Below are 12,890 nucleotides of genomic sequence, written 5' to 3' on the forward strand. Positions count from 1 at the left end.
GAGTCTGCCCATGCCGCTGTTCACGTCCCGGTCTGTCCGTTCGCACGTATCCGTCGCGCTGCTTGGGTGCGTCTGCGCATTGGCTCCCGCGGGATTATCGGCGCAATCGCCGCCCATCCGGCTGCGACTTCCCGGCTACTTCACGCCGATGTCGGTCGACTCGGTTGCCGCGGCGCCGGTGGCCGTTGCGGCGTCGCGCGAGGTAACCTACAAGGCCGTCAACGCGGTGTTGACTGAGCTCAAGATCCCGGTCACCACGCAGGATGCCGCCATGCGCGTGTTGGGGAGTGGCAGCGCGCGCATGATTCGCAAGCTCGGTCGCGAGCGTTTGTCGTCGTATCTGAGCTGCGGGCAAGGCATGAGCGGTTCGCACGCCGACGGCTGGCGCGTCACGATGGCGGTGTTCGTGTGGCTCGAGCCGGTCACAGCAACGGAGACGCGCATCCGGGTCGGCCTGCTCGCCGGTGCGCAGGATGTGGAAGGCGTGTCGAAGGATCCGGTGGCATGTGGCTCAACGGGCGTGTTTGAAACGCAGTTGGCCGAGATGATTCAGAAGCGCGTGGCGCTGTTCTGATCAGCGGGTGAAGGTGGGCAGCAAGGCCACGAGTCCATCGGTGCGCAGGCCCATCGCACCGGTGTGCAACAGGAAGCACGTTGCCCCGCTGCCGCTCATCATGCCGATGGCTGGTGCGCCGCTCGCTCGCCTCTCGCTCGCGATCTCCCGGAGGAGCGGCAGGTAACCGGCGACGCCCGTATGCATCGCGCTGACAACGGGTTCGAAATCGTTCACGGCCAGCGCGGCGATCGATGCCCATGACGAAAACGCGTCGGCCGGATAGGCGAACGCCGGCACTATATCACCACGCGCCTCGCGGGCTCGCGCGAATGCAGCGTAGGCGGCGCCCGTGTTCACACCATCGGCGAACACGGCGAGCCACACCGACGCCGTCGGCAGCGCCGGCAGCGGCAGCAGTCGATCACCGCGCCCCCATGCCCACGCCCGCGACTCGCCGCTCACGAGAAAGGGCACGTCGGCGCCGAGCGTCCCGGCGATCTGCAGCAACCCCTCCATGCCGAGCGGCGCGGGACTCAACGCCTCGAACGCGCGCAACACCGCCGCCGCGTCCGCACTGCCACCACCGAGGCCGCCGCCCACTGGGATCTGCTTCTCGATCTCGATCTCCCAGCCCGTGTTCCATCCGCTCGCGGTGGTGTACGCCGCCGCGGCGCGCCAGGCGAGGTTGTGCTCCATGGGCCCAAGTCCGGCGACGGGCATGGTAGGGCCGGCGCAGGTGAGTGACGGGGCCATCGTTCCCACGCGCACGTGCACGAGGTCGTGCAGCTCGAGCAACTGAAACAGCGTCTCGATGCCGTGGTAGCCACTCGCTTTACGGGCCAGAATGCGCAGCACAAGGTTGATCTTGGCGTGCGCGCGCTCGGAGCGGGATTCACAGGTCATGGTGTCGTGTCGTCGGTCGTACTCTTGCCGCTCAGCGTGCCCACGCTGAGTCCGAGTCGTGCGAAGTACACGGCACCGATGATCGTGATCGGAATGAAGCTGAGCAGGTGATATGCGAGCGCCCAGCTGACGGCGATTTTGTCATCAACGCCGTACACCGCGAGTCCGAGTACCGACGACAATTCGAACACGCCGAAGAAGCCGGGCGAACTCGGCAAGGCCACGGCCAGCGCGACCACACCTTGCAGGAAGAACGCGGCGCTTAGCGGCACATCCATGCCGACGGCGACAAATCCGATGTACATCGCGAAGGCGTTCACAGCCCAGTGCGCGATTGCCCACCCCAACACCGCCAGAAAGCGGCGACCGTCTCGTAGTACTGCGAGACCGCCCATGGCGTTCTCGACGAAGCCCACGATGACATCCTCGAAGCGCGGCAGTACGCGGTGCGCCACCCAGCGCACCATCGACAACACGCGTGGCGCCTGCATCACCATGGCATAGCACACGACGAGCAGCGCCAACATACCGCCCACGCCGAACTGCGCCAGCTCGGGTACGGTGCGCCCGGCCAAGGTCACGCCCGACGGGAACCGCGGGTCGAGCATCGCCGCGAACATCATCGCGAAGATCACGATCGCATCGAAGATGCGGTCGACGGCCAGCGAGCCGAGCGCGGTTGTGATCGCCACCCTCGGCACTTCACGCGTGATCGAAAACGCGCGGGCGAACTCACCGGGGCGAAACGGGAACACGTTGTTCATCATCATCCCGATCGCCGTGCTGCGCCACAGCGGGCCGAACGGAATGCGCCCGGCCACCGGCTCGAGAATCGTGCGCCAGCGACGCGCGCGCAGCGGGAAGATGCAGGTGCCGACGATCGGACTGACGGCGAACAACACCACGTTCGACGTGCGCAGCACCGACCAGACTTCGCTGAGATTCACGCCCTTCAACGTCCACCAGAGCAGGACCGCACTGAACGCGATCCCCAGTCCACTCTTCCAGTCCAGCTTCACTGCGCGCACCTCCGGACTGCGCTCACGTCGTCACCGCGAGATCGAGCAAGTCCGACAGCTCCTCGAAGAGCGCGTGCGCGGTCGGTTCGGCCAGCGTGCCACGCTGCCAATGCGTCTTGAGTTCGTCGCGTACCGCGCGCGCGCGCGTGATGGCCGAGTGTCCGCGATAGAGCAGGGACTCGATCGGAATCACCGCGGGCGCCACGGCCGGCGGCGCTTCCGATGCGCCGGACCACGTGATGCTCGCTTGCTTCACTTGCTGTGCGAGCTGTTGGTCGGTGATTTCCCGGTCCATCAGCAGCCGTGCGACACTTTGCACGCCCTGACGCTCGTGGGCCGTGGCCAAGGGCGCCCGCGCCATGCGTGTCGCCATATTGGCGATGCTGGCCGCACCATAACTCTCGGCCACGTCCGCCAGTCCCAGCAGCGAGCGACGAATGCCATCGGCGAGGGCGAGCTGTGACGGGCCGGCGTTGCTGCTCGCCAGCGCCGCCGACTCGCGGGCCACGCCATCGGCGGCGGCAGCGATATCAGTGCGAAAGCGCTGTGCCAAGGTGATTGGCGGCGCGGCGTTTCGCTGCAGAATCGCCGGCATGCCGTCATCCGGGAAGAAGCGCGAAATCGGTACGACGTGCGTGGCTGGAGACGCCGCCGGTGTATCGGTGGCGAGATACCCGGCGGCGACCGCGGCCAGCGCCACCGACTGCGTCCGACTGCGGCGCTGCTCGGCGTCGGTCCACACGCCCGCGCGTTCCACCAGCGAGCGCAATTCCACCAGCGCGCCGCGCACGGCGAAGTGCAGCCGCTGATCCCAGCGCAGTTCGTTGTCACGCAGCCCGGTTGCGATGCGTTCGATGGTAGACGCGAGGTCGGGCAGCCCTTCGAGCCGCGTCATGGTCGCGCTGCCGCGGAGCGCGCGCGCGTTCGTGAGAAAGGCGGCGGCGTCCGGCGTCTGCTCTTCCGCGTCGGCCATCATCTGGTCGAGGCGGCCGAGATACTCCATCGCTTCCTTTTGGAAGAACTCGATGAGGGCGTGCGGTGCACTCATGCGCGGCAGCTCGGACGAAGAAGGTGAGTCGGGTGATGCACGGACGAGACTAGAAGCGGTCGGCCTCGCGCGCGTCGTCCATGGCCTGACGGATCTCGCGTACGGCTTCGGACAGTCCTACAAAGATGGCGCGCCCGACGATGGCGTGCCCGATGTTCAATTCTTCGATCTCGGGAATCGCCGCCACCGGTCCGACGTTCTGCACCGACAGGCCGTGCCCGGCGTGCACCGCCATTCCCAGTGACGACGCCAGCGCGGCGGCGGCGGCCAGCGCCTGCAACGTGCGCGGCTCCGTCGGAGCGTGCGCGTACTGACCCGTGTGCAGCTCGACGGCATCGGTGCCCAACTCGTGCGCGGCACGAACCGCCGCCGCGTCCGGGTCAATGAACAGACTGGTGCGCACCCCCGCGCGTTTCAGACGCGCAATGGACTCCCGCAGCTGAGGCGCCGCGCGGAACACATCGAGGCCACCCTCCGTGGTGACTTCTTCCCGGCGCTCGGGCACCAGGGTCACCGCCACGGGGCGGAGCGTTTCGGCCAAGGCCAGCATCTCCTCGGTCGCGGCACACTCCAGATTGAGCGCGGTGGTGACGGTCGTGGCGAGGCGATGGATGTCCACGTCCTGCATGTGCCGTCGATCTTCCCGCAGGTGAGCGGTGATGCCGTCGGCGCCGGCCTGCTCGCACAGCACGGCCGCCGCCACCGGATCGGGCTCGGCACTGCGACGTGCCTGCCGGACCGTGGCAACGTGGTCGATGTTTACATAGAGGCGCTGGTAGCGAAGCGACGTCACTGGGGTATCCGGTAGAAGAACGTGTGGGGTACCTTTCTCCCCGACGAACGGACGGGACCGTGTTTGGTGCCTGTGAACGACAGGTCTGCACGCGGACGAACCGTCAAGCTGGTCAACACCGTGGGTAGGAGGCCTGCGTGCCGCGTAAGATGATGCAAAACCGTGTACTCATGTACTCTCTGCTGCTCGCCACGGCGAGCGGCCTGAGTGCGTGCACCCGAACGATCCAGAGCACCGAGACCTCGATTCCTGGCGCGGCCGCGCCGTCGGTGCGGGGCGATGCGCCGGATGCCATCGGTGCGGTCACGGGCAAGGCCGCGGTGGAGGGCTTCCTGAAGGCCGTGAAAGCGCAGGATCTCCAGACCATGAGCGCCATCTGGGGCACCACCAAGGGCGCCGCGCGCGACCAGATGAAGCGCGAGGACCTCGAAAAGCGCCTCATCATCATGCAGTGCACGCTCACGCACGATCGATGGGCGTTTATCGAAGATCGGCCCCGTCTGCAGACGGGCGGGCGACAGGAGTTCCAGCTTGAGTTCTTCCAGGGACCGCGGTCCGCCAAGACCTCGATTCTGACCGTGAGCGGGCCTGGTGGCCGCTGGTTCGTGGAGGACATCAACCTCCTCCCGCTGAAAGAGTTCTGCCGCTAAACAGTAGCGACCTGGACTGGTGACGCTGGACACCCAGACTAGTATTCGGACAGTTCGACGAGCACGCCGCCGGTAGCGCTTGGATGGAGAAACGCGATGCGCTTCCCCTCCGCGCCCAGGCGTGGTGTTTCATCGATAAGTCGGAGGCCGGCATCACGGCAGCGCTGCATCGTGCCGTCGAGGTCGTCCACCGCGAAACACACGTGGTGAATACCGGGGCCTCGTTTGGCGACGTACTTGCCGATCGGAGAGTCGTCGGACTTCGCTTCGAGGAGCTCTACCAACGATTCGCCGGCTGCCAGTCCCGCAATGGTGGCGCCGTCGGCATCGTCCAGTGGAACCTCGGGCAGGCCGAGGACATCGCGGTAGAAGGGAAGCAGCTCGTCGAGGGCACGCACAGCGATCCCGATGTGGGCGATGCGCGTGCCGCGGCGTACGGAGTCGGTCATGTTCGGCGGTGTTGATGCGGGCGTGAACGAATTCCGAATTCTAATCCTGCAGACGGGCGCGAGAGCAACCGGTAAAGGCCGGAAGCCGCGCCAACGGAGCACATGATGGCGAACGCAGTTGAAGTGAAGGATGACACTTTTGCGGCCGAGATCGAGCAGTACGAAGGGCTCGCGGTCGTGGATTTCTGGGCCACGTGGTGTGCGCCGTGCCGCATGATCGCGCCGATCGTGGAAGCGCTGGCCACCGAATACGCGGGCAAGGCGAAGGTGGCCAAGCTCGACGTCGACAACAACCAGCGGACCGCGGCGCGTTTCAACGTGCGGTCGATCCCCACGATCCTGTTTTTTAAGGACGGCAAGCTGGTGGATCAGGTCGTCGGCGCGGTTCCGCGCCCGGCGCTCGAAGCCAAGTTCAAGGAGCACGCCTGACCAAGGTGGGCGACGCGCCCGGTTCGGCCGAATCGGAGGTTCTTGCCTCCGATCTCGCCGACCGGGCGGCGACGCTCTGGCCGACCGCGGCCATGTCCGGGGCGTTACATATCGTCAGCACGCCGATCGGGAATTTGGGGGACATTTCCCTGCGTGCCCTCGCCGTGCTCAAGGAATGCGCGGTGATCTGCTGTGAGGATACCCGGCACGCGCGCACCCTGCTCAGTCGCTATGGCATCGGGACGCCCACGATTGCCGTGCACGAGCACAACGAAGCCAGCGTCATTCCGCGCCTGGTTGCGCGCCTGAAAGAGGGCGAAGCCATCGCCTTGATCAGCGACGCCGGGACGCCGTTGGTGTCCGATCCCGGTGCCCGACTGGCTGAAGCCGCAGCAATCGCTGGTGTACGGGTGGTGCCGATTCCGGGCGCGTCCGCCGTGCTGGCCGCTCTCGTGGCATCGGGCATGGTACCGCATCCCTTCACCATGCTGGGATTCCCGGCGCGGAAGGGGAAGGAGCGCGAGGAGCAGCTGGCCCTCGCCGCCCGCCTGCCGCACGCCGTAGTGCTGTACGAATCGCCCAACCGCTTGGTCGACACGTTGCGTGATCTGGCCGCCATTGCCGGCACCACCCGCCCGGTTGCGGTGGCCCGCGAGCTGACGAAGCATTTTGAAGAGGTCAAACGCGGAACGCTCGAGGAGGTGGCCGCGTATTACGAGGGCACGCCACCGCGCGGGGAAATCGTGATCGTTCTGGGTGGCGCGTCGGTCGTCGCCCCGAGTGAAGACGGCCTTCAGGCGGTGGCAGTGGCCCTGCGCGAGGAAGGGTTCCGTCCTCGTGACATCGTCCAGCGGCTCATGGACGAACATGGTGCCAGCCGTAATCTCGCCTACCGTCTCGCTCACGATACCTGATGCGGCTTCCGGCCGGTCGTTCCCTCCGCTTCGCTCTGCTCGCCGCTGTCGTCGGCGCATCGCTGGCGTTCACGCCATTCGCTGCGCTACGTGGCCCGGGTCGCTTGGCGATCGCCCGCGTACAGTACGAAGGCGGTGGTGACTGGTACGCGAATCCGTCCAGCTTGCCAAATCTCATTCGCGCGATCGCCGAGCGCACCGCGCTGCCGATCGAGCGCGCCGAGGCAAAGGTCACGTTCACCGATTCGTCGCTGTTCGACTTTCCGTTCCTGCACATCACGGGACACGGCGAGATAAAGCTCAGCGACATCGAAGTGAAGCGCCTGCGCGAGTATCTCACGCGCGGTGGTTTTCTGCACGTGGACGACAACTACGGACTCGACGACAGCTTCCGTCGCGAGATCAAGCGGGTGTTCCCCGACCGGCCGCTGGTCGATGTGCCCCATAGCCACCCGATCTACCATCTGGTGTACGACTTCGAGAATGGGCCGCCGAAAGTGCACGAGCACGATGGCAAGCCGGCGAAGGGGATGGGCATCTTCATCGGCAACCGACTCGCCGTGTACTACACCTACTCCGCCGATCTCGGCAACGGATGGGAAGACGTGGGCACCTATCCCGATCCGCCGCTGCTCCATGAACAGGCCATCCGCATGGGCGTGAATCTGTTTACCTACGCGGTCACCAGCCGGGTTACGCCGTGACGGCCCCCGCGCTGCGCACATCGGCGACGTCCTCGGACACACTCGAAACGCGACTCGCCCGCGAACAGTCCACGCTGCGCGCCCGCTCGATGGCGGCCGTGGTTCTCGCTGTGATCGGCGTTGTCGCGCTCGCGTTGGTTTGCAGCGCGTGGCTGATGGCCGACGGACGTTGGATGACGTTGCCACGCGCGGTGCCGATCGCCATGTGGGTTGCGGCAGTGGCCGCCGCCGCTGGCCTCGTGTGGTCGCTGCGCAAGCGCAATGCGGATGTGTTATCGCTCACGTCGCTTGCCGCGGCGATCGAACGTGAGCAGGTGTTGCGCTCGGGCTCTCTGCGCGGTGCGCTGGAAGTAGCACGAACCGGCGCGCTCGGTGCGCGCGCCTCGCAGGATGTCGCTCGCCGATTGGCGCCGGGCGCGCTGGCGCCGCAGGTGGCGCAGCGACTCGGGCGCGGCGTGACGGTGGCCGGCGTGCTGGCTGCGATCACGGTGGGCGCACTTTCGTGGTCGGCGCGCGAAGCCCCCGATGGCTTCGCGGCCACGGTGCATCCGGTGCGCGCCTGGCGTGGTACTCTGCTGCCGGCCCTCGGTTTCGACAAACTCCCCACGCTCGTGCCGCGCGGGATGCCCGTATCGCTGCGCGTGCGCGCCGACGGCCGCAACAGCGTGACGATTTCGCGCCGGGCCGAAGGTGAGGCCTGGCGCGACACCACGCTGAGTGTACGCGCTGATGGAATGGTCACGCTGGCCCTCGGTGCGGTCTCGGCGCCGATCACGGTTCGCGTGAACGACGGACGGGCGCCGGAACTGAATGGCCTCATCACCGTGGCCGATCGCGGCTGGATCGGTGACGTCGCGCTGTTCGCCGACTATCCGGCGTATCTCCGTCGCACCGATGAATCGATGGAGCCGGTGCCGCCGCTGCGTGTGCCGCGTGGCACGCACGTGCGCGTGACGGCGATGCTGCGTGGTGGGGCGCGCGATGCGATGCTCACCGATGGTCGTGATACCGTGCGCTTCCCTGCGTCGGTGAACGGGGCCGCGGTATCGGCGAGGATTTCGCTCGACCACGATGGCAGCTGGAGCTGGATCGCGGCGGCCACGCCGAGCGCCGACGCTGCGACGTTGCCGCCCGAACTACCTGATGCGCTCGCGTTCACCGTTGTGCCGGACAAACGTCCGGAAGTCGCCATCGTCTCGCCAGGCTCCGATACCGCGATCGGTCCGACCGGTATCGTGCCGGTATACGTCGACGCCAGCGACGATCACGGCGTGAGCAACGTGTCGCTGCAGGTGTGGCGCGAAAGTGCCGGTGCAACGGGTGCGGTCACGCGTGAGCGCATCGATGTGGCGTCGCCGTCGTCGCCGCTGTTCCAAGGTGGCGCGTCGATCACACTCGACGGGCGCAAGCTCGAACCGGGTGATCGGTTGCATGTGACCGCGGTGGCCACCGACGATTCGCCGTGGCGCCAGACTACGGTGAGCGCCGAAGTGTTGTTGCGCGTGCCGAGTCTCACCGAGCAGCGGGCGATGGCTCGCGCGTTGGCCGATTCGCTGGCGGCGCAGGCGCAACGGTTGGCGCAGCAGGAGAAGCGGCTGCAGCAGAACACCGATAACGCCGCCCGCAATCGCGACCTGAAGGGTGGCGGCACATCGGAAGAGGCGAAGGCCAACGGTACGGCCAAGACCGAAGGCGGCAAGAGCCAGTCGATGAGCTTCTCGGCGGCCGAGAAGGCCAAGCAGTTGGCGCGCGATCAGCAGCAGCTGGGCGCCAAGGTGGATTCACTGCGACAGAACGCGAAGGAGCTCGAGTCGCGCTTGAAGAACGCGAACGCGCTCGACACGGCGCTGGCGTCGCGGATGAAAGACATCCAGAAGTTGTTGCGCGATGCGATGACCCCCGAGATGCAGAAGCAGCTCGAGGAGCTATCCAAGAATTCCGATCGACTCAGCGGCACCGAAGCGCAGAAGTCGATGCAGCAGCTAGGTGAGCAGCAGAAGCAGATGCGCGAGCAGCTGGAGAAGAGCGCTGAGATGCTGAAGCGCGCCGCGCTCGAAGGCGCGATGCAGACGCTGCGTGACGACGCGAAGGACTTGGCGAAGGAGCAGAAGCAAGCGGCCGATCGCATGGATGGTCGTCAGAGCGAGAGCCGGCAGAGCGAAGGACGTCAGGAGAGCGCCGCCTCGAGTCCGAAGGAGCTGGCCGATCGCGCGCGTGAACTCGAGCGCGAAGTGCAGGCGCTGGCGAAGCGTCTGGAAGAGGCTGGCGCCAAGCCCGGCGCCTCGAAGACGCGCGCCGCGCAGCCGCTGGTGAACCAGGCGGCCGATGCCATGCAGAAGGCGGCGCAGGCGCAGCAGCAAAACGGCCCGAAGCAGGCCGGCGAGAAGGCGGGTGAACAGGGCCAGCCCAAGCCTGGCGAGAAGGATCCAAACGCGGCGGGCAAGGAGCCAGGCCAAGACGGCGCGGCGGGGCAGAAGCAGCCTGGCGGCGAGCCCAAACCGGGCGCCGAGAAGTCGGGCGCGCAGCCAAACGGTCAGCAGGGGCAACAGGGCACGCCGCAGCCAGGCCAGCAGGGGCAGAGCCAGCAGGGCGGCAAGCCGCAAGCGGGCCAGCAGGGCGACCCTGGTGATCAAGCCCGCAAGGCCGCTGACGCCATGGACAAGGCCGCGCAGCAGCTGTCGGCCGCGCGCGACGCGCAGGTCGATGCCTGGAAGACAGAGTTGTCCAGCGAGCTCGATCAGTCCATCAACGAAACGATGCAGTTGGCGCGTCAGCAGTCGGAGCTCGAACAGAAGGCCCGTAGCCAAGGTGCGCAGGGCATGCAAGGCGAGCAGAGCGCGCTGCAGCAGGGTGTGCAACAGGCGGCCGAGCGGCTCGAGAAGGCCGGGCGCAGTTCGTCCTTGCTGTCGCAGCGTTCGCAGAAGGCCATGGGCGAAGCGCAGCGTCGCGTGGAGCAGGCCACGCAGCAGATGCAGCAGTCGGGGCAGCCTGGCGGCAGTGAGCAGGCGCAGAACGCGATGAAGGACGCCAGCGAGGCGCTCAATCAGGCGTTGTCGTCGCTGGTGCGCGATCGCGAAAAGATGAACGGCGCGCAGTCGGCGTCGGGCTTCACGGAAATGATGGAGCAGCTCAAGCAGCTCGCGCAGCAGCAGGGGCAGCTCAACGGCCAGATGCAGGGGCTCAACATGTTGCCCGGCGGCGCGAAGGGTGACGCCGCGAGGCAGCAGTCGCGCGTGCTCGCCAAGCAGCAGCGTGATGTGGCGCGCTCATTGAACGACGTGTCGGATGCCGATCAGACCGGACGCATGGATGCGTTGGCGAAGGAAGCGCAAACGTTGTCGCAGCAGATCGAACGGAACGGCATCGACCCCGCGGTCGCGGCGCGTCAGGCGCAGCTGTATCGCCGACTGCTCGATGCCGGTCGCTTCCTCGAGCAGGATGAGCGCGACGATCAGGGCCCGCGTGAGGCGAAGGCGGCCAACGGCAACGGCGCCTCCGGGCGCGTGGATGGCACGCCGTCGGGCAAGGCGGCCAACAAGTTTGCGCCGCCCACGTGGAACGAACTGCGCGGCCTCGGTCCCTACGAGCGTCGCATCGTGATCGAGTACTTCCGCAAGCTCAATGGCACGACGCCGCCGTAAGGTGCTCGTGTTGCCTCGGGTGATCTTCGCGCTGTCGTTCGGCGCACTGTCGATCGCATCAACGAGCGCACACGCGCAAAGCGGATCGCAGGGCGGCGCACGTCCGCCTGCCACGCGCGTCGACTCCACCGACGCGCTGGGGACCGCGCTGGACGCTGAAGACAAGGGCGACATGAAGAAGGCCGCCCTCGCCTACCGCGAGGTGCTGCAGCGCGCGCTCATTCCCGGCAACTCCGACGGTGATAAGGTGGCGTTGTCGTTGCTCGGGCTCGAGCGCGTGTGGGCCGAGTTGGGGATGCGCGATTCCATCATCCCGGTCGCGCAACGCGTGGTGCAGTTGCGTCCCACCGATCCGGTGGCGCGCAGCATTCAGTTGCGCGCCTTGGTCACGATCGGGCGCGACGACGAGGCGCGCCTCGCGTTCACGTCGTGGCGTCGTGCCGCCGGCAACGACGGTGCGCCCTTCCGCGAATATGCCCGGCTGCTGCTGCAACAAGGGCGCGCGCTGGCAGCTGATTCCGTCCTCGGCGACGCGGGCCGATTGTTGGGTTCTGGTGGCGCCCTTTCGGGAGAAGTGGCGCAGCTGCATGTGGCGTTGGGACGTTGGAATGCGGCCGCCGTGGCGTTTCGCGAGGCGTTGCGCGACGAGCTGTATCTCGAAACGGCGGCCATGTTCGCGCTGAATCGTGCCCCGGCACCCACGCGTGACTCCATCCGCACGGTGCTGCTGGCCGACCCCGCCGTGTTAGCGCCGCGCCGATTGCTCTCAGCGCTCGAGTTGGCGTGGGGCGAGCCTCGCCGCGCGTGGTTCGCGCTGGCGTCGGTGAAGGCCGATGACTCCACGTCGGCCGCGTGGCGTGCGTTCGGTGAGCGCGCTGAGCTGGCGCAGTCATGGCTGGTGGCGCGTGACGCGTGGACGGCGGTGTTCGAGAAGCGTGGTGACCTCGAAGCGCAGCAGCGTGCGGCGCAGGATGCGCTCAACGCCGGCGATGCCGCGGGTGCCTTGCAGCTCACGTCGCGCAAAGGCCCTGGCTCCGATGTGGTGCGCGCCCGTGCGTTGCTGCCCATCGAGATCGCCGCCCTTGGTGAACTCGGTCGGGCCTCGGAAGCGCAGCAACGGATCGAGGCCTCGGGCAAGCTGCTCGACGAAACCGCCCGGTCGGCGATGGCGCGACCGCTGGTGAGCGCCTATCTGCGCGCCGGCGACCTGACGCGGGCCAAGGAAGCCGTGAAAGGCACCGACCTCGAAGACGACGACGAGACCGCCGGCTGGCTGGCGCTGTACGACGGTGATCTCACCACCGCACGCAAACGACTCGTGCGCGCCGCTACGCAGCGCGGTGAGTTGGTAGACGCCCTCGGCATTCTGGCGCGTACGAGAGTGGATCAATCAGCGGGACTCGGCGCGGCGTTTCTCGCGCTGGCGCGACGGGATTCCGCCGGTGCGGCAGCGCGCTTTATTGCGCTCTCCGACTCGGTTGGACCGGCGGCGCCGGCGCTGCTCTCCATGGCGGCGCGGTTGTCGCCGAAAACCGGCGCCATGACGCTGTGGGATCGCATCATCGCCTCCTGGCCCAAGAGTCCGGAAGCTGCCGAAGCGCTGCTGGCTTCGGCCCGCGCGCTGTTGGCCGCCGGCGACAAAACGGGCGCCACGACGCGCTTCGAAACGCTGCTCGTGGACTATTCCACCAGTGCGCTGGCCCCTCAGGCGCGCCGTGAACTCGAGCGGATGAAAGGGCAGGTACCGCCTGTGACTCATTGAGCGTTCGCGGGTACATTTCCCC

At 67.1% G+C, this 12,890-nt stretch carries 12 protein-coding genes; 7 read left to right on the forward strand and 5 right to left on the reverse strand.

Features of this window, described 5'->3' with window-relative positions; translation table 11 throughout:
* The first annotated feature begins 10 nt into the window (after positions 1-10).
* Complete coding sequence (locus RMP10_RS03205) at positions 11-574, forward strand: hypothetical protein (RefSeq protein ID WP_310569011.1); 564 nt, start codon at positions 11-13, stop codon at positions 572-574.
* On the opposite strand, the gene RMP10_RS03210 is transcribed toward RMP10_RS03205, so the two are convergent.
* The 4 genes from RMP10_RS03210 to RMP10_RS03225 are packed head-to-tail and all read right to left on the reverse strand — an operon-like array spanning position 575 to position 4,319.
* Complete coding sequence (locus RMP10_RS03210; RefSeq protein ID WP_310569012.1) at positions 575-1,459, reverse strand: hypothetical protein; 885 nt, start codon at positions 1,457-1,459, stop codon at positions 575-577.
* Entirely contained in the window at positions 1,456-2,478 is a 1,023-nt protein-coding gene (locus RMP10_RS03215; protein WP_310569013.1) for a lysylphosphatidylglycerol synthase transmembrane domain-containing protein, read from the reverse strand. The genes RMP10_RS03210 and RMP10_RS03215 overlap by 4 nt, the downstream gene beginning before the upstream one ends.
* A gap of 22 nt (positions 2,479-2,500) precedes the next feature.
* Positions 2,501-3,526, reverse strand: a complete 1,026-nt coding sequence (locus RMP10_RS03220) for a hypothetical protein (RefSeq protein ID WP_310569014.1) — start codon at positions 3,524-3,526, stop codon at positions 2,501-2,503.
* A gap of 49 nt (positions 3,527-3,575) precedes the next feature.
* Positions 3,576-4,319, reverse strand: coding sequence for a pyridoxine 5'-phosphate synthase (locus RMP10_RS03225; protein WP_310569015.1), 744 nt, complete (start codon positions 4,317-4,319; stop codon positions 3,576-3,578).
* Positions 4,320-4,489: 170 nt separating this feature from the next.
* On the opposite strand from RMP10_RS03225, the gene RMP10_RS03230 reads away from it, so the two are divergent.
* A complete protein-coding gene (locus RMP10_RS03230) occupies positions 4,490-4,969 on the forward strand; it encodes a hypothetical protein (protein ID WP_310569016.1) in 480 nt (159 codons plus the stop codon).
* A 38-nt stretch (positions 4,970-5,007) separates the two neighbouring features.
* Here RMP10_RS03230 and mce read toward each other — a convergent pair whose 3' ends face one another.
* Positions 5,008-5,418, reverse strand: a complete 411-nt coding sequence (gene mce / locus RMP10_RS03235) for a methylmalonyl-CoA epimerase (protein ID WP_309670053.1) — start codon at positions 5,416-5,418, stop codon at positions 5,008-5,010.
* Between the two features lie 105 nt (positions 5,419-5,523).
* On the opposite strand from mce, the gene trxA reads away from it, so the two are divergent.
* Genes trxA through RMP10_RS03260 form a run of 5 tightly spaced genes read left to right on the forward strand, consistent with a single transcriptional unit; the run spans position 5,524 to position 12,868 of the window.
* Positions 5,524-5,847 carry a thioredoxin gene (trxA, locus tag RMP10_RS03240; RefSeq protein ID WP_171227594.1) on the forward strand — a complete coding sequence of 108 codons (324 nt, stop codon included), beginning with the start codon at positions 5,524-5,526 and terminating at the stop codon, positions 5,845-5,847.
* 5 nt (positions 5,848-5,852) lie between these two features.
* Positions 5,853-6,761, forward strand: coding sequence for a 16S rRNA (cytidine(1402)-2'-O)-methyltransferase (rsmI, locus tag RMP10_RS03245; protein WP_309670054.1), 909 nt, complete (start codon positions 5,853-5,855; stop codon positions 6,759-6,761).
* The gene (locus RMP10_RS03250) at positions 6,761-7,465 is read left to right on the forward strand and encodes a DUF4159 domain-containing protein (protein ID WP_310569017.1); all 705 of its coding nucleotides are present in this window, start codon (positions 6,761-6,763) and stop codon (positions 7,463-7,465) included. The genes rsmI and RMP10_RS03250 overlap by 1 nt, the downstream gene beginning before the upstream one ends.
* Positions 7,462-11,106 (forward strand): hypothetical protein, encoded by a 3,645-nt coding sequence (locus RMP10_RS03255; RefSeq protein WP_310569018.1) that lies wholly within the window; start codon positions 7,462-7,464, stop codon positions 11,104-11,106. The genes RMP10_RS03250 and RMP10_RS03255 overlap by 4 nt, the downstream gene beginning before the upstream one ends.
* A complete protein-coding gene (locus RMP10_RS03260) occupies positions 11,087-12,868 on the forward strand; it encodes a hypothetical protein (protein WP_310569019.1) in 1,782 nt (593 codons plus the stop codon). The genes RMP10_RS03255 and RMP10_RS03260 overlap by 20 nt, the downstream gene beginning before the upstream one ends.
* Positions 12,869-12,890 lie beyond the last annotated feature (22 nt).

It is taken from the genome of Gemmatimonas sp., assembly GCF_031426495.1.
In the GTDB taxonomy this organism is placed as follows: Bacteria; Gemmatimonadota; Gemmatimonadetes; order Gemmatimonadales; family Gemmatimonadaceae; genus Gemmatimonas.